Annotated in this window: 15 protein-coding genes and 1 tRNA gene; 14 read left to right on the top strand and 2 right to left on the bottom strand. The window is 71.5% G+C overall.

The features are described 5' to 3' along the window. The first annotated feature begins 77 nt into the window (after positions 1 to 77). Positions 78 to 153: transfer RNA gene (locus QN157_00855), tRNA-Phe, on the top strand. A gap of 250 nt (positions 154 to 403) precedes the next feature. Then, positions 404 to 634, top strand: coding sequence for a hypothetical protein (locus tag QN157_00850; GenBank protein ID MDR7554132.1), 231 nt, complete (start codon positions 404 to 406; stop codon positions 632 to 634). Between the two features lie 377 nt (positions 635 to 1,011). On the opposite strand, the gene QN157_00845 is transcribed toward QN157_00850, so the two are convergent. Beyond that, positions 1,012 to 2,244, bottom strand: coding sequence for an MFS transporter (locus tag QN157_00845; GenBank protein ID MDR7554131.1), 1,233 nt, complete (start codon positions 2,242 to 2,244; stop codon positions 1,012 to 1,014). Continuing rightward, complete coding sequence (locus tag QN157_00840; GenBank protein ID MDR7554130.1) at positions 2,241 to 2,687, bottom strand: OsmC family protein; 447 nt, start codon at positions 2,685 to 2,687, stop codon at positions 2,241 to 2,243. The genes QN157_00845 and QN157_00840 overlap by 4 nt, the downstream gene beginning before the upstream one ends. Positions 2,688 to 2,770: 83 nt before the next feature. Between QN157_00840 and QN157_00835 the strand changes: the two genes are divergently transcribed. The 12 genes from QN157_00835 to QN157_00780 all read left to right on the top strand — a co-directional run bounded on the left by QN157_00835 (position 2,771) and on the right by QN157_00780 (position 15,867). After that, positions 2,771 to 4,204: an aldehyde dehydrogenase family protein gene (locus QN157_00835; GenBank protein ID MDR7554129.1), complete on the top strand. Its 1,434-nt coding sequence runs from the start codon at positions 2,771 to 2,773 to the stop codon at positions 4,202 to 4,204. A gap of 14 nt (positions 4,205 to 4,218) precedes the next feature. Next, positions 4,219 to 5,772 carry a benzoate-CoA ligase family protein gene (locus tag QN157_00830; GenBank protein ID MDR7554128.1) on the top strand — a complete coding sequence of 518 codons (1,554 nt, stop codon included), beginning with the start codon at positions 4,219 to 4,221 and terminating at the stop codon, positions 5,770 to 5,772. A 64-nt stretch (positions 5,773 to 5,836) separates the two neighbouring features. After that, positions 5,837 to 6,829: a CoA-transferase gene (locus QN157_00825; GenBank protein MDR7554127.1), complete on the top strand. Its 993-nt coding sequence runs from the start codon at positions 5,837 to 5,839 to the stop codon at positions 6,827 to 6,829. Between the two features lie 25 nt (positions 6,830 to 6,854). Beyond that, complete coding sequence (locus QN157_00820; GenBank protein ID MDR7554126.1) at positions 6,855 to 7,628, top strand: CoA-transferase; 774 nt, start codon at positions 6,855 to 6,857, stop codon at positions 7,626 to 7,628. Between the two features lie 79 nt (positions 7,629 to 7,707). Further along, positions 7,708 to 8,172, top strand: coding sequence for a MaoC/PaaZ C-terminal domain-containing protein (locus QN157_00815; protein MDR7554125.1), 465 nt, complete (start codon positions 7,708 to 7,710; stop codon positions 8,170 to 8,172). Continuing rightward, positions 8,169 to 9,551: a family 10 glycosylhydrolase gene (locus QN157_00810; protein ID MDR7554124.1), complete on the top strand. Its 1,383-nt coding sequence runs from the start codon at positions 8,169 to 8,171 to the stop codon at positions 9,549 to 9,551. Before QN157_00815 ends, QN157_00810 begins: the two co-directional genes overlap by 4 nt. 88 nt (positions 9,552 to 9,639) lie before the next feature. After that, on the top strand, positions 9,640 to 10,074 hold the full coding sequence (locus QN157_00805) for a helix-turn-helix domain-containing protein (GenBank protein MDR7554123.1): 435 nt from the start codon (positions 9,640 to 9,642) through the stop codon (positions 10,072 to 10,074). A gap of 106 nt (positions 10,075 to 10,180) precedes the next feature. Further along, positions 10,181 to 11,104, top strand: a complete 924-nt coding sequence (locus QN157_00800; GenBank protein MDR7554122.1) for a site-specific DNA-methyltransferase — start codon at positions 10,181 to 10,183, stop codon at positions 11,102 to 11,104. Between the two features lie 44 nt (positions 11,105 to 11,148). Continuing rightward, positions 11,149 to 11,802, top strand: coding sequence for a hypothetical protein (locus tag QN157_00795; GenBank protein MDR7554121.1), 654 nt, complete (start codon positions 11,149 to 11,151; stop codon positions 11,800 to 11,802). A gap of 212 nt (positions 11,803 to 12,014) precedes the next feature. Beyond that, complete coding sequence (locus tag QN157_00790; GenBank protein MDR7554120.1) at positions 12,015 to 12,941, top strand: IclR family transcriptional regulator; 927 nt, start codon at positions 12,015 to 12,017, stop codon at positions 12,939 to 12,941. Further along, the gene (locus QN157_00785) at positions 12,934 to 13,476 is read left to right on the top strand and encodes a (2Fe-2S)-binding protein (protein ID MDR7554119.1); all 543 of its coding nucleotides are present in this window, start codon (positions 12,934 to 12,936) and stop codon (positions 13,474 to 13,476) included. The genes QN157_00790 and QN157_00785 overlap by 8 nt, the downstream gene beginning before the upstream one ends. Positions 13,477 to 13,482: 6 nt before the next feature. Continuing rightward, positions 13,483 to 15,867 (top strand): molybdopterin-dependent oxidoreductase, encoded by a 2,385-nt coding sequence (locus tag QN157_00780; protein MDR7554118.1) that lies wholly within the window; start codon positions 13,483 to 13,485, stop codon positions 15,865 to 15,867. Positions 15,868 to 15,870 lie beyond the last annotated feature (3 nt).

The following is a 15,870-nucleotide window of genomic DNA, read 5'->3' as shown; positions in this document are numbered from 1 at the left end:
CTGCCCCGAGTCATTTCCCAACTACCCCGGGTCGTTGACCGATTCGAGGCTCCGTTGTTAGACTAGCGTTTGCAGACGCCGGGGTAGCTCAGTTGGTAGAGCGGCGGACTGAAGATCCGCGCGTCGGCGGTTCGATTCCGTCCCCCGGCACCACCCGACTGATCGTCTCACCTGCGCCGCGGACCATCGCAACGGAAACACGCGCGGCCCGTAGGGACATGGGCACGACGCCTGCCACGCACCGGTCGGCGCTTGGTACGTCCGTACCGGTACCGCCGCCGTGAGTACGCGCGGCCGTTGTGCGGACACCCGGGCGCCTCTTACCGTACTTCCTGCAACGCGGTGCCGGGCTACGCCGTAGGCACGACGACCGCGGTGGCGGCTGCGACGAGGCGGGTGGTGTATGGCGGCAACACGGTCGTCCATGGACGCGACGCGTCCGGGCTGGTCGCCTGCGGGAGTGGACCAGCCCATTACGGTGGACGTCCTGGTACATCTCCAGGCCCTGGCGCTACGCATGCGGTACGGGCGCCTCATCATTCGCATCGAACAGGGTCGGGTGGTGCACTACACCAAGGAGGAGGGATTCACGCCGGCGGAGCCCGACGACGTCAGCACGCGTGCCACCAGCTGACCTGCATGAGCACGGCTGAGCTATACGAGCACAGACTGCGCTAGATGAACAGGGCTGACGTGTTCCCGACGCTGAGTGAGGGGATCAAGCTCGCGGCGCAGGCGTTCCGGCGGGACATCTCACGCATGAGCTGCTGCGTGTACTGACCGGCTACGGACGCCACCACGGCGACGCGGCACGGTGGAGACGCGGAGGCCCTGGTGCGGCTCGCGGCCAGGGCGGAGCGCTCGTCCGAGCACCCGCTGGCCCGGGCCGTGGCCGCACGCGCCGAGGCAGACGGCGTCGCCTCGTGCCCGCAGAGGCATCCGAGGCGTTGTGACCTGGAGTGCAATACACTACGAGCAGGATGAGGGACGGAGCACGGGGCGTGGACGGCTTCAGGCGCGGGCATCCGCCGGTTGCCGCGGGACCGCCGGCTCCTCCCGAATCTGCATCGTCGTGACCAGCCGCAGCGCGGCCAGCACCGAGGCCACGAGCCAGATGGCCGTGAAGCTGCCGGTCCGATCGAGGATCCACCCGAACACGGCACCGGAGAGCCCCGAGCCCGCCTGGCCCGAGGCGACTGTCACCGCCCCTACGAGACCCGCGCGTTCCGGCCCGAACCGCTCCATGCTGAGCACCGTGAGGGGCGTGACGCTGGCCGACATGCCAAGGCCCAGCACGCACGCCAGGACGTAGATCCACACGCCCGCGGGAGCGACCGCCAGCGCGAGCGCGCAGACCGCCAGGGCGGCGGTGGCGCCCCAGACCAGCGGGAGCCGCCGGCGCAGCCGGTCAGACAGGCTGCCCGCAGGATAGACCCCGAGCATCTGCGCGAGGAGCACCACGGCCATCACCGCGCCAGCCTGGGGCTTCGAGTACCCGAGGGCGTCGGTCAGGTGCGAGGGCAGCCAGCTGAGGATCCCGCTGATGGTGAACAGGCCCAGCAGCGCCGAGACGGCGATCAGCACGAAGTCGCGCCCCACCACGCTGCGGAACTCCGGCGCCGGGCGGGCGGGCCGGTCGGGGGATGGCGTGGGGCCCAGCGGCACGCGGGGGAAGGCCACGAGCGTGGCCGCGCACAGCACCGGCAGGGCCAGCAGCAGCGCCTGGTAGGAGATCCACTGGCTGAGCACCGGGAGCAGGCTCAGCGCCGTCAGCATGCCCAGGCTCGTGGCCCACTCCATGATGCCCACGGCCCTGCCGCGGTTGGCGCGGGAGAAGACGACGGCCACGAGTTTCAACGTGGTGGTGTAGGTCAGCGCGACGGCGACGCCGACGGCGACACGGGCGGCGAACGCCACCGGGTAGGTGGGGGCGAGCGCCACGACGGCTCCGGCGAGGCCCAGCAGCGCCAGCCCCACGGCCATCTGGCGACGCGGATGACGGCGGTCGGCGGCCGCGCCGGCGGGGACGAGCATCAGCGCGTAGCCGACGAAGAAGGCCGAGAAAAGCGTGCCGGCGCCAGCGTAGCTCGTGCCGAAGCGGTGCATGAGCTCGGGGTAGAAGGGCACGATGTTGAGCCGCCCGAGGAAGGCAAGGTACCGGCCGACGCTCAGCAGGGCGAGCAGCGACAGCGCGTCGCGCAGAGGACGCGTACGCTCCGGACTCTCCGGCGCCGGGGCGGTCACGGTGCGGCAGCTGCGGCCTGCGGGGGCCGGTCACCGGTCACGATCTCCACGGTGATCGTGGCGGTCTTGCGCAGCATCGCCGAGACCGAGCAGTACTTCTCCTCCGACAGCCGCACCGCCCGCTCGACCTGCTCGCGCTGCAGACCGCGGCCCCAGGCCACGTAGCGCAGCCGGATCGCCGTGAACACCCTCGGGTGGTCGGTCGCGCGGTCGGCCGAGACGTCGATCACCAGGCCCTCCAGCGGCGCCCGCATCTTGGTCAGGATGCCGACCACGTCGATCCCGGTGCACCCGGCCAGCGCCATGAGCACGGTCTCCATGGGCGAGGGCCCCGCGCCGGTGCCGCCCGCGTCGGGGCGCGCGTCCATGGTCAGGCGGGCGCCGGTCTCCAGTGACCGTCCGTCGAACCGCCTGGGTGCCGTCCAGACAACCTGTACGTCCATGCCCCTGCTCCTCCCGTGTAGCATCCCGGCTCCGGCAGGAGTCGCCGGCCTGCCGGGGCGAAACCCGCACGCGGAGATCCGCGATGGCAGAGATGTTCATCGACGGTCGCAGCGTGCCGTACCCGGCCTGCGAACGCCTGCCCGTCCTCAACCCGGCGACCGAAGAGGTCGTCGACACGGTCCCGCGCGGCGGTGCCGACGCGGTCGACGACGCGGTGACGGCCGCCGCGGCGGCGCAGCGTGCCTGGCGCGACCTGCCGGCCGCGCGCCGCGGCGAGATCGTGGCCGCCGCGGCGCGCGCGGTCGCCGCGCACCTGGACGAGCTGGCACGGCTGCTCACCACCGAACAGGGCAAGCCGCTGCGCGAGGCCCGGCTCGAGGTCCGCCGGTTCGTGCACACGCTGGAACACTACGCCGGCCTCGCCAAGAATCTTCGCGGTGGGTACGTGCCAGCCCTGGACGAGGGCGCCTACGGTCTGATCCTCAAGCAGCCGCTGGGCGTGGTGGCCGCCATCGTGCCCTGGAACTTCCCCCTGTCGCTGCTGGGCAACAAGCTGGGGCCGGCGCTGGTGGCCGGCAACACCGTGGTGGCCAAGCCGGCCGAGACGACCCCGCTGACCACGTTGCGCGTCGCCGCCGTCCTGCACGCGGCCGGCGTGCCCCCCGGGGTGGTCAACGTGGTCACCGGGCTGGGCCCCGAGGTCGGCCGCGCGCTCGTGGTCCACCCGGGCGTGCGCAAGGTGGCGTTCACGGGCTCGACGCCGGTGGGCAAGGAGATCATGGCGGCCGCCGCCGCCGACCTCAAGCGTGTCACGCTGGAGCTGGGCGGTTCCGATCCGATGATCGTCTGCGACGACGCCGACCTGGACGCCGCCGCCAGCGCGGCCAGCGTCGGGCGCTTCTTCAACTGCGGGCAGGCGTGCCTGGCGGTGAAACGGCTCTACGTGTTCGCGCAGGTGGCCGACGCGTTCCTCGAGCGGTTGCGCGCGCGGGTCCTGCGGTTGCGGGTGGGGCCGGGCGACGCCGACGGCGTGCAGCTCGGCCCGCTGCACACGGCCCGGGGCCGCGAGGTGATCGAGGCGCAGGTGGCCGACGCGCTCGCCGCGGGCGCCCGGGTCCTGGCGGGCGCACGGCGGCCGGCGGAGCCCTCCCGCGGCTTCTTCTACGAGCCCACGCTGCTGCTCGAGCCCAGCCACGACGCCCGCGTGGCACGCGAAGAGGTGTTCGGGCCGGTGCTGCCCGTCTGGCGGGTGCGCGACCTCGACGAGGCCATCGCGCTCGCCAACCGGTCGGTCTACGGGCTGGGCTCGTCCATCTGGACCCGGGACCTCGACCGCGCCTCCTACGCGGCCGAGCGGCTCGAGGCGGGCTACACGTGGATCAACTCCCCCCAGAAGATCTACGACGAGCTCCCCTTCGGGGGGGTCAAGCAGAGCGGCGTGGGCAAGGAGCACGGCATCGAAGCCCTCGACTACTACATGGAGACGAAGTCGGTGGTGGTCCGGCGGTCCTCGTGAAGGAGGGAACGACGATGGTGGAGATCCCGCGGCAGTACAACGCCTCGGTGGTGCTGGACGAGAACCTGAACGCCGGGCGGGCCGACCGGGTGGCGATCTACTACGGCGACGAGCGGATCACCTACGGCCAGCTGCTGCAGCGGGTCTGCCGCTGCGCCAGCGTCCTGCGCCGGCTGGGGGTGCGCCGCGAGGAGCGCGTGGTGATGGTGCTCAACGACACGCCGGCCTTCCCCACGGTGTTCTACGGTGCCCTGCGCATCGGCGCCGTGCCGGTGCCGACCAACCCGTTGCTGCGGTGGGAGGACCACCGCTACTTCATCGAGGACAGCTACGCCCGCGTGGTCGTCGCCGACGCCGAACACCTCGACAAGGCGCGGCAGGCCGCCGCGGGCCTGCCGGACGTGACGCTGGTGGTGGCCGGGGGGCGCGCCGACGACGCCCTCAGCCTGGACGACCTGCTGGCCGGCGGTGAGGACGACGTGCCGCCCGCCGCCACCCACCGCGACGACATGGCGTTCATCCTCTACAGCTCGGGCAGCACCGGGCTGCCCAAGGGCGTCGTGCACCTGCACCACGACATCCCCTACACGTGCGAGACGTATGCCAAGCACGTGCTGCGGCTGACCGACGCCGACGTGACCTACTCCGCCGCCAAGCTGTTCCACGCCTACGGCCTGGGCAACAACATGACGTTCCCCTACCGGGCGGGCGCGGCTACGGTGCTGACTCCGGCGCGCCCGACGCCGCCGACCGTGCTCGAGACGATCCAGCGCTACCGGCCCACGGTCTTCTTCGGCGTGCCCACCCTCTACAACGCCATCCTGGCCTTCCCCGACCGCCGGCGCTACGACCTCTCGTCGCTGCGCCTGTGCATCTCGGCCGCCGAGGCCCTGCCCGCCGAGATCTGGCGGCGGTGGAAGGAGGAGTTCGGCCTGGTGATCCTCGACGGCATCGGCACCACCGAGATGCTCCACATCTTCATGTCCAACACGCCCGAGGCGCTGCGACCCGGGTCGAGCGGTAAGCCGGTGCCCGGCTACGAGGTCAAGGTCGTCGACGACGAGGGGCGCCCGGTACCGCCGGGCGGCGCCGGCCACCTCATGGTCAAGGGCGACTCGGCCGCGCCGTACTACTGGCACTTCCACGAGAAGTCCAAGGCGACGATGATCGGCGAGTGGATGCGCACCGGCGACTGGTATCGCATCGACGCCGACGGGTTCCTCTGGTACGAGGGACGCTCGGACGACATGTTGAAGGTCGGCGGGCTGTGGGTGTCGCCCATCGAGGTGGAGAACGTGCTGATCGAGCACCCGGCGGTGCTGGAGGCGGCCGTGGTTGGCGTGGAGGTAGAGGGGCTGACGAAGATGAAGGCGTTTGTCATCCTCAAGGAAGGGCACGCGGGCTCGGCGGCCTTGGTGGAGGAGCTGCAGGAGTGGTGCAAGGCGCGGCTGGAGCGGTACAAGTACCCGCAGCTGGTCGAGTTCGTCACCGACCTGCCCAAGACCATCACGGGCAAGATCCAGCGCTTCAAGCTGCGCCAGGCGCAGCCGACGCCGACCTCGTCGTGAGGGCCCGGCGCGCTACACGGGGTGGCGACGGACGCGCCGGCCTGCAGGCGCAGCAGGAGACCCCGTGACCGCCACCGGCAAGCTCATGAGCCTTCCCGAGGCCATCGGCCGCTTCGTGCCCGACGGCGCGGCGGTCGCCATCGGCGCGTGCCTGGAGTCGCTGATCCCCTTTGCGGCCGGTCACGAGATCATCCGCCAGCGCCGGCGCAACCTCACGGTGATCGGCCCCATCTTCGACATCGTCGTCGACCAGCTCATCGGCGCGGGGTGCGTGGCGAAGGTGCAGGCCGCCTGGGTGGGCAACGTGAGCGCCGGGCTGGGCCACGCCTACCGCCGCGCGGTCGAAGCCGGCATCCCCCGCCCGCTCACCGTCGAAGACTACTCGAACTACACCGTGGCGCTGGCTTTGTGGGCTGGCGCGCACGGGCTGCCCTTCGTGCCGGTGCGGTCCGGGCCGGGCAGCGACATCACCCGCGGGCATCCCGGGTTCGCCCAGGTGCCGTCGCCCTTCGACGGCCAGCCGGTGATGGTGGTGCGGGCGCTGCGGCCCGACGTGGCCATCCTGGCGGTGCAGCGTGCCGACCCGGCAGGGCACGCCCACGCCTGGGGGAACCTGGGCATCACCGAGGAAGCCGGCCTGGCCGCCGAGCACATCGTGCTGCTGGCCGAGGAGATCGTCGACGAGGCGGTGTTGACCAGCGACCCCAACCGCGTGCTCTTCCCGCCGTTTCTGGTGAGCGCCGTGGTCCACTGTCCGGGCGGGTGTCATCCGTCGCCGGTGCAGGGCTACTACGGCCGGGACCACGCGTTCTACGCCGACTACCACCGCGAGACGCGCACGGTCGAGGGCATGGAGGCATGGCTGGCGCGGTGGGTCTACGAGGTGCCCGACCGGGCGGCGTACCTCGCGCGCCTGGGCGAGGCGCGCTGGCAGGCGCTGCGCCGTCTGCACCCGGCGCCCGCCGCGCCCGTCGACTACGGGTGGCAGGAGCAGGGCCAGCCGGCGGTCGAGCCCGCCGCGTCCCGGGTCGACCACGAGCGAGGGGCGCAGGCATGAGGGACGCAGCATGAGGGACGCAGGCATGAGGGACGCGCCGTTCACCGCTGGCGAGCTCATGGTGACCGCAGCGGCCCGCGAGATCCGCGACGGCGACGTGGTCTTCGTGGGGATGCGGCTGCCGCTCATCGCCTTCCAGCTGGCGAAGCTCACCCACGCGCCGCGGGCCGTGGGGGTCTTCGAGAACGGTGTCGTCCGCCAGACCCCCAGCGACCAGTTCCTCTACACCATGGGCGATCCGCCCAACATCGTGGGCGCCAGCATGTGCACCCGGCTCTCGCTGGTGATGAGCCTGCTGGGCCGCGGCCGCGTCGACGTGGGGTTCATCGGCGGCGCCGAGGTCGACCGCTTCGGCAACGTCAACTCGTCGTACATCGGCCCGCGGGACCGGCCTCGCGTCAAGCTACCGGGCAGCGGGGGCGCCTGCGACATCGCCTCCCTCGCCCGCCGCCTGCTCATCATCATGGCGCACGAGCGGCACCGCTTCCGCGAGGCCGTCGACTTCGTCACCTCGCCGGGCTACCTGCGGGGCGCGGCACAGCGCCGCGCCCTGGGCCTGCCGGGCGGGCCGGCGGCGCTCATCACGACGCTGGGGGTCTTTGGCTTCGACCCGGCGACCGGCGAGGCGGTGCTGCGGTCGTGCCATCCCGGGGTCAGCGTGGAGGACGTGCGCGCGCAGACCGGGTGGGCGTTGCGCGTCGCGCCCGACCTGGCCGAGACGCCACCGCCCACGCCCGAGGAGCTGCGCCTGATCCGCCGGTTGGATCCGCAGGGGTTCTGGACGCGGGGCACCGGGTAGGGCCCGATGCCCCGTAGGCCGTCGGATGGCGGTGGGGCGCGGTGCTGGTGGTGCGCTCGCGCAGGAGACGAGGAGGACGATGGAGATCCCGCGGCCCCGGCTGTACTTCGACGACCTGGCGGTGGGCATGACCTTCACCACGGCCGGCCGCACCGTCACCGAGGCGGACCTCGTCGCCTTCAGCGGCATCACCGGCGACTTCAACCCGCTGCACACCGACGCGGAGTTCGCGAAGCAGACGATCTTCGGCCAGCGCGTCGCCCACGGGACCCTGGTGCTGGCGCTGGCCACCGGCCTGCGCCAGCGCACGGGCCTGTTCGAGGGCACCATGATGGCCTTTTTGGAGATCCGCCGCTGGCGGTTTCTACGGCCCGTCGTGATCGGTGACACCCTGCGGGTGGTGACGGAGATCACCGGGTTGCGCCCCACCTCCCACCCCGACCGCGGGATCATGGAGCAGGTGGTGCGCGTGCTGAACCAACGCGACGAGGTGGTCGCCGAGGGCGAGTTCGTGAACATGGTGCGCCGGCGTGGTGCCGGATGAGGCGGACGGCACCGGCCCTGGCGGCGGCGCTGCTGCTGGTCGCAACGGGCGCTGCGCGGGCGACGGAGGGCCCTGCGGGGGCAGCGGGGGGACCGGGGCGCGACGCCGAGTTGGCATTCCGCGCGGGGCACGCGTTCCGCGCACCGGTCCATGGCGCCACCAGCGGAGGGCCAGTGCCCCGCCGGGCCCTGTGGATCGAGACCTCGGCCAACCTGCGCACGCTGGCCAGCCGTGACGCGATCCGCGGGCTGGTGGCCCGCGCGCGCACGGCCGGGTTCGACACGCTGATCCCCGAGGCGAAGAACGCGTGGGGCTACGTGATCTACGAGTCGGCCTTCGCGCCCCACATCCGCACCTCGCCGATTCCGCGCGCAGCCTACCCGGCGCCCCGCGAGTGGTTTCCCCACGATCACGACCCGCTGGCCGTGCTCATCGAGGAGGCGCACGCCGCCGGCCTGCGCGTGCATGCGGCGCTGAACGCCTTTGGCGAGGGCCTGCAGCCCGGCGGCGGGCTCCCGGCCGTCGGGCTGCTGCACGAGCGCCCGGCGTGGGAGAGCATGCACCTGCGCCAGGGTGCGGGAGGTGCCACCCTCGTGCCCTCCAGCCGGGCGCTCGACATCGCCTTCGCCAGCGCAGCCCATCCCGAGGTGGTGCTCTACCAGCTGGCGGTGCTCTGGGAGGTCCTCACCCGCTACCCGGTCGACGGGATCGTGCTGGACCGCGCGCGGTTCGCCGGCCTCGACGCCGACTTCTCCGACGCCAGCCGCGCAGGCTTCGAGGCGTTCCTCGGCCGGCCGGTGGCGCGCTGGCCGGACGACGTCGTGCAGCTGGCCGGACGGCGGCTCGAGCCCGGGCCGCTGTTCCGGCCGTGGATCGCCTGGCGCGCGCGCGTGATCACCGCATACGTGCGCGCGGCACGCCAGCTGACGCAGCGGCTCCGGCCCGGGCTGCCGCTGGGGATGTACGTCGGCGGCTGGTACCCCACGATCTACCAGCTGGGGCAGAACTGGGCCGTACCCGAGGCGCCCGTGCTGTTCGCGGCGTGGAGCCCCGCGTGGGCCGAGGCGAGCCTGGTGCCCTTCCTCGACTACCTCATGGTGGGGTTGTACTACCGCTCGCTCACGCCGGCCGAGGCGCTGGCGGGCGGCGGGGTATGGTGGGGCAACGTGGCCGGGGGCGCGCTGCTGGCGCGCCGCCTGGCGGGGTCGCTGCCCGTGGTGGGCAGCCTGTGGCTCAACCTCTACCGCACCGACCGCGCGCGGGGCGTGGCGGCGATCCGCACGGCGGCGCGCCACAGCGACGGCCTGATGATCTTCGACCTCTCGGACGTCGAGGCCGGCGGCTGGTGGCCGGCGCTCGTGGGGCGCACGGCGCCCTGATGGCTCGCGGGGTCGGGCATGGGGGCAACGCCACAGCGGCCTGCTCGGCCCGGCGTACAGGCACCGAACGCACGACGCACGGGCGACGATGAGTCTCTTAGAGGAGTGTGGCACGGTGCGGGGTACGGTCGGAGCACGTCGGGATGCCGCGGCGGTCACGAGCGATCAACCGGTTCCTGTGCAGCCCGCATATACGACCATGCAAACACGCGCACGTCGGTGCAGCGTTTTCCAGGGAGAGCGTTCCCCCAGGGGGAAGGAGGAAGTGGGAAGAGGGCAGCGAAGGTTTCGTTCAGGAAACCGAACAGATATACGGTATGCGATCATGAACGAGGAACTGTTGACAGCCCAGGAAGCCGCACGGCGCTTGGGGGTAAGTGTGCAGTACGTTCGTCGTCTCCTTCGTCGCGGTGCCATGCCGGGGGTACGCGTTGGTCGGGTGTGGGCCGTACCGCAGGCCGGGGTCGACAGCTTTCGGTCTCGAACGGCCCTCGTGCCGCTCTTTCCGCGGCGCGGTCGCTGAGGAGGTGCGGGCAATGGTGTCGGAGAGGGCTGCGTCGCGAGCATGTCTGGAGTACAGACGTCCCGACGGCATCTGGGCGCGGCTGTACGCGGGTGATAGCGCTTCGATGACGGAGGTGGCCGACGATGCCGTGACGCTCACCGTCACGTCGCCCCCGTATTGGAACGCGATTGACTACGACAGGCACATCGCGACCCCCGGAACGTCGTACCGGACGCGGTCGTACGCCAGCGGGTTCGATGACTACGCGTCGTACTTGGCATGGGTCGCTGGCGTGTTCCGAGAGACGCGGCGGGTGACGCGCCCCGGTGGCTTTCTCGCGGTTGTCGTCGGCACCGTGCTCTACCACGGCACCCACTACCCGGTGCCGTTCGACCTCGTCGCCTGTCTTGTCCGGGACGGGTGGGAGTTCCACCAGGACATCGTGTGGCACAAGACCACTGCCGGCGTCAAGCGCGCCGGTGTGTTCATCCAGCGGCCGTATCCTGGATACTTCCACCCCAACATCATGACGGAGTACATCGTGATCTTCCGGAAGCCTGGCCCGCCGATCTACCGACGACGGGCCGCTAGGTCGCACGCGCCGGTACCGTTGGGCGCCCTGTTCACCCACGAAATCGCCAACAACGTGTGGCACATTGCCCCGGTGCCTCCGGGCCAGCTGCGTCACCCTTGCCCCTTTCCGGAGGAAATCCCCTATCGCCTGGTACAGCTTTACTCCTACCCGGGGGACGTGGTGCTCGACCCGTTCGTCGGGTCCGGGCAGACGTCCAAGGTCGCCGTCGCACTGGGGCGGTGCGCCATCGGCTACGACATCGAGCCACAATATGTCCAGTATGCCCACCACCGCCTCAGCGAGCCGCTGCGGGTGCGTTCACAGCAACTCGTCGCCCAGTTCACGAAAGTGGCCCTTGACGCTCCCCAAGGAGCGTTGGGAAGGACGCGGAAGGCCGCGCGCACACGCCACGGGTCCGGTCTGGCCACCACGCGCGGCGCGTTGTTGGAGGACCTCTTCGCTGGGAGGAGGTAGGTTCCAGCGTTGCATCGACCAATGCGGTCGCACGCGACTTCGAGATGACCTTCTCACTTGAAAGAGATCGGTTCCGGCAGTTCCGCCAGCGCTTTGCCGGCCAGGTACGAACTGCGACCGAACTGGCGATTCGCCAGATCTATGAGGAGTACGACACGGGCTTGCGGGAGAACCGTTTCGTGGTAGGAGGGGTCGTCGAGCTCATCGTGGGTTGCGCCCTTCGCGCGTGCGGCATCCCTGTGCGTCATCGTGGGCTGATGCAGACCGAGCTGGACTTGCGGTTCGAGGACACAGATGGCGGCTACTCCGTCAAGGCGCTGTTCAAAAGCCCCACCACCAACCTGGTCAATGTTCTCGGACAGTCCCCAAGCCTAGACCGCTGGAGAACCGCGACGCTCTTCGTGGTAGGCGATATCGGCATCGTGTACAGTGATCCGTCGTTGCCATGGTGGGTGGCAAACCTGGAGCGGTGCGTTCGCGTCACCTCGGGGGCGTTGACCATCCGTCGGCGCTGCCTGGGGGAGTTTGCTCGGGAAGCACCGACGTGGGTGGCTGGCTGCACGGTACCTGGTGTACGCGCGCCTGGGGCGTTGCGACCATTGCGTGCGGCGTCGACGGACGTCGCCTCACAGATCCTAATGCACCATCAGGTCCTGTTCACGCACTTTCCCGCGCTGGGCCCCGGGCAACAGACGTAATTGCGGGCTGAGCGCCGAGCCCCGCCCGTCACGGGAGCGGCGAACGTCACACTGGGCACCCGCGGTCCCGTGCGCGCACGTGCCCGGCGGCCCGTGCGCGGCTGCTGCAGGAAGTACGTGCGTCATATCGAACCGTGTTCGGTAGGGTGAACAACACGGACGATATCGGTCGCATGGGGAAGCGCGCGCAGCGGCCTCGGACGGTTCCCGCGGTGGACCGCGCCGTGCGGGTGCTGCGCGCCCTGGCCGCCGACGGCGCCGCCCCGCGCCTGTCCGACCTGGGGCGACAGCTGGGGGTGAGCAAGAGCTCGCTCTCCGGGCTGCTGGCCACCCTGGAGCACCACGGCCTCGTCGAGCGCGATGGCGACTCCCGGGGCTACCGGTTGGGCGCGGCGCTGCTGGCGCTGGGCAGCGCGGCGCTCCGCCATCTGGACGTGGCCCAGCTTGCCCGGCCCCACCTGGCGCGGCTGCGTGAGCGGCTCGGCGAGACCGCGGTGCTGCACGTGCCGGCCGGCGACGAGGCGATCATCGTGGCCCGGGCCGAGTCGCACCACGACCTCAAGGTGGTGGCGCCGCTGGGCCATCGCCTGCCGCCCTTCGCCGGTGCCGTGGCCAAGGTGCTGCTGGCCCAGCGGCCCGACGCCGAGCTGGCAACACGCCTGTCTGGCCGCCTGCCGGCGTTCACCCCCCGCAGCATCACCGCGCCGCGGCGCTACCTGCAGGAACTGCGGCGAGTGCACCGCCTGGGCTACGCCGTCGACGACGAGGAGTACCTGCCGGGTGTGCGGGCGGTCTCGGCCCCGGTGCGCGACGCGCGGGGTCGGGTGGTGGCCACGCTGACGGTCGTCGGCTCGAGCGCCCGGGTGACCCGGAAGCGGCTGGCGGAAGCGGTGCGCGCCGTGGTAGCCGAGGCCCGGGAGCTCTCCCGGCGACTTGGGGCCCTAGACGCCGGCGTGCCATCCGGTGCGGGCGGACGTGCGGGTGTGCGGTCGTCGAAGCGCGACGCCCCGCACCGGACGCGCGGCGCACTGCCCGGTGGGCGCGGACGTGTGAGGGCCGGCACCGGGGGGCGTGCTCGGAGCAGGCATCGGGGCGACGCCGCCTCGAAGACCGAGGCCGTGGAGGCCGGAGATGCCTAGGGTCCTGCTCACGCTGCGCGTCAACGGCGAGGTCTACGAGGTCGCCGTGCCCGTGCACAAGACGCTGCTGGAGGTGCTGCGGGAGGACCTGGGGCTGACGGGCACCAAGCACGGCTGCGAGCTTGGCGAGTGCGGCACCTGCACCGTGCTGATCGACGGCGAGCCCTGGCTCTCGTGCCTGGTGCTCCCGATCGAGGTGCAGGGGCGCGAGATCGTCACCGTGGAGGGGCTGGCGCAGGACGGCCGGCCCCACCCGCTGCAGACGGCGTTCGCCGACCTGGGCGCGGCCCAGTGCGGGTACTGCACGCCGGGCATCCTGCTGACGGCGAAGGCGCTGCTGGACGCCACGCCCCGCCCCACCCGCGAGGAGATCGCCCAGGCGCTGGCGGGCAACCTCTGCCGGTGTACGGGCTACGTGAAGATCTTCGAGGCGGTGGAGCTCGCGGCCCGGCGCATGACCGACGAGCCGGTGGCGCCCGTGACGGTGCAGGTGGGCAACCCGCCTGCCTCCGGTGCTGGCGGGGGAGGCACGTAACGCATCATGGCCCACGACTTCTCCATCATCGGCAGACCGCTGCGGCGGGTGGACGGGCTGGCCAAGGCCACCGGGCAGACCCGGTTCGCCGACGACCTGCACCTGCCCCGCATGCTCTACGGCCGGCTCCTGCGCAGCGTGCACGCCCATGCCCGCATCGTGCGCATCGACACCAGCCGCGCGCGGGCGCTCCCCGGCGTGCACGCGGTGCTCACCGGCGCCGACCTGCCGGTGCAGTACGGCATCCTGCCCGTCAGCCAGGACGAGCACGCGCTGTGCGTCGACAAGGTGCGCTTCGTCGGCGACCCGGTGGCGGCCGTGGCCGCGGTCGACGAGGAGACCGCGGAGCGCGCCCTGGAGTTGATCGACGTGGTGTACGAGCCGCTCCCGGCCATCATGACCATCGAGGACGCCCTGCGCCGCGAGGACGTGCGCATCCACGACTACGGCGACGGGCCCGCCAACGTCCACAAGATGGTGGCCCTCGAGTTCGGCGACGTGGAGGAAGGCTTCCGCGCAGCCGACTACGTGCGGGAGGACGTGTTCTACTTCGAGGGCAGCACGCACCTGCCCATGGAGCAGCACGCGGCGGTAGCGACGTACGACGCCGACGGCAAGCTCACGGTCTGGTCGGCGACGCAGACGCCGCACTACGTCCACCGGGCGCTGGCGAAGGTGCTGGAGTACCCGGCCAGCCGGATCCGCGTCATCGCCACGCCCGTGGGCGGCGGGTTCGGGGGCAAGTCGGATCCCTTCGCGCACGAGATCGTGGCCGCGAAGCTGGCGATGGTCACCGGCCGACCGGTCAAGATCACCTGCACCCGCGAGGAGGTCTTCTACCTGCACCGGGGGCGGCATCCGGTGCTGATGTGGGTGAAGACCGGCTTCACCCGCGACGGCCGCATCACGGCCATGCACTTCAAGGCGTTCCTCGACGGGGGCGCGTACGGGTCGTACGGGGTGGCGACCACCTACTACACGGGTGCGCTGCAGACCACCACCTACCGCATCCCACGCTACAAGTTCGAGGGGCTGCGCGTCTTCACCAACAAGCCGCCGTGTGGCCCCAAGCGCGGCCACGGAACGCCCCAGCCGCGGTTTGCGCTGGAGTGCCACCTCGACAAGGCGGCTGTCGCCCTGGGGCTCGACCCCGTGGAGCTGCGCCGGCGCAACCTGGTCGAGCCCCACTCGATGACGGTCAACCACCTGCGCATCACCAGCTGCGGCCTGCGCGAGTGCATCGACCGGGTGGTCGAGGCCTCGGGGTACCTCCAGCGCCGCGGACGGCTGCCGGCGGGCAAGGGGCTGGGGTTTGCCTGCAGCGCCTACCTCTGCGGGGCCGGGCTGCCCATCTACTGGAACGAGATGCCGCAGTCGGAGGTGCAGATCAAGATCGACCGCGGCGGCGGGGTCACCGTCTACTCCATGGCCATCGACATCGGCCAGGGCTCGGACTCGGTGCTGGCCTACACGGTGGCGGAGGTGCTGGGCATCGAGCCGGCGGACGTGGCGCTGGTGACGGCCGACACCGACCTGACGCCCATCGACCTGGGCTCGTACTCCAGCCGGGTGACGTTCATGGCCGGCAACGCGGCGCTGGAAGCGGCCCAGAAGATGCGCGACCTGATCTTCGCCGCGGTGGCCGAGGCGTTGGAGGTGCCGGTCGAGCTGCTGGCGGCGCGGGGGCGGCGCATCTTCAACCGCGAGAAGCCCGAGATGGGCGTCGACTGGCCCGAGGCTGTGCGCCTGGCCGAGGCGCGCGTCGGGCTGCTGCTCACCTCGGGCTCGTACCGGCCGCCCAAGCTGGCCGGCCCGTACAAGGGATCGGGCGTGGGCCCCTCGCCCGCGTACTCGTACACCGCGTGCGTGGCCGAGGTGACCTGCGATGCCGAGACCGGCTGGGTGACCGTCGACCGCGTGTGGATCGCCCACGACATCGGCCGCGCCATCAACCCGCTGCTGGTCGAGGGACAGGTGGAAGGCAGCGTCTACATGGCCCTGGGCGAGGCGCTGATGGAGGAACAGGTCTTCCGCCGCGGCGTGCACAAGTTCCCCTCGATGCTGGAGTACAAGAGCCCTACGACGCTGGAGACGCCGCAGATCCACACGTTCCTGATCGAGACGGTCGACCCCGAGGGCCCCTTCGGCGCCAAGGAGGCGGGGCAGGGGCCGCTGCTGCCCGTCATCCCCGCCGTGGCCAATGCCGTGGCCGATGCGCTGGGCGTGCGGATCGACGAGGTGCCGATCACGCCCGACAAGGTGCTGGCGGCGCTGGCCGATCGGCGTCGGGGTGGGCCGGGCCGGGTGGGCCCTGCGGGGGTGCCGGCGGTGCGGTTCAAAGATCCCATTCGCGTGGAGCCGCCCCCGGGCTGGCAACGGGTGTCCGTGTGACGA

This window comes from Armatimonadota bacterium (assembly GCA_031459855.1).
GTDB classification, from domain to species: Bacteria; Sysuimicrobiota; Sysuimicrobiia; order Sysuimicrobiales; family Humicultoraceae; genus Fervidifonticultor; species Fervidifonticultor primus.
The sequence above is the reverse complement of the archived record's forward strand: the minus strand, read 5'-3'. Positions and strand labels throughout refer to the sequence as shown.